This window comes from Streptomyces sp. MZ04 (genome assembly GCF_004684775.1).
Classification (GTDB): domain Bacteria; phylum Actinomycetota; class Actinomycetes; order Streptomycetales; family Streptomycetaceae; genus Streptomyces.
This window is the reverse complement of sequence record NZ_SRIC01000615.1, coordinates 1-766: the sequence shown is the minus strand read 5'-3', so window position 1 is coordinate 766 and position 766 is coordinate 1. Positions and strand designations below refer to the sequence as shown.

At 74.4% G+C, this 766-nt stretch carries 1 protein-coding gene; it reads right to left on the bottom strand.

All coding sequences use genetic code 11. The features are described 5' to 3' along the window. Nucleotides 1-173: 173 nt before the first annotated feature. The coding region (locus tag E2651_RS43515; protein ID WP_135336765.1) for a phosphatidate cytidylyltransferase at nucleotides 174-766 on the bottom strand (593 nt) is incomplete at its 5' end.

Genomic DNA, 766 nt, shown 5'->3' with positions numbered 1-766 from the left:
CGGGGAAGCCCGCGGCCAGCCTGCTGCAGATGCGCCTGCGCCAGGGGGAGGCGAACCAGTAGTCGGCGGCGGCGCCGATCGCGGGGGAGTGGCGGGCCCGCGGCTCGGTCGATCACCGGCTCCGCCGAGTTCGTCCTCAAGCGCCGGACGGGCTTGGAACTTCGGGTGCAGCATCACAAGGTCACCACCATCGTCAGCAACAGAGCCACCAGCAGCGAATCGATCCGGTCGAGCAGCCCGCCGAACCCCGGCAGCCAGCTCCCCGCGTCCTTGACACCCGCCTCACGCTTGACCATCGACTCCAGAAGATCCCCGAGTACGCAGCCGACGAGCACCGCGGCCCACAGCGCGACGGAGAACGCGCCGACCGCGGCCAGCGCGGCGGCCGTCACCACGGCGGCACCCGCCACCCCCGCCCAGGTCTTGTTGGGGGAGAGCGGCGAGAGCGGGCGGGACAGGAACCCCCGGCGGCCGAGCGCCGTGCCGCCGCACCACGCACCCACGTCCCCGAACGCGACCGCCACCCCCACCGCGACGGCGGTGTCGCCGAGCAGCACGAGACCGCTCAGCGAGACGGGAATCCACAGCAGCCCGAAGACGGTCCGGCACGCGCGCGTGAAGCCCTGCGAGGCGTCTCCGGAGAACAGCGCCACTCCTGCGGCGGCGACGAGCAGCGCCCCCGCCGTCCGTAGGTCGAGAGCGCCGGGCGCGCCCCAGGCGATCCCCGGCACCGCCACGGCGGCCACCCCGAGCACCACCCGCTCCC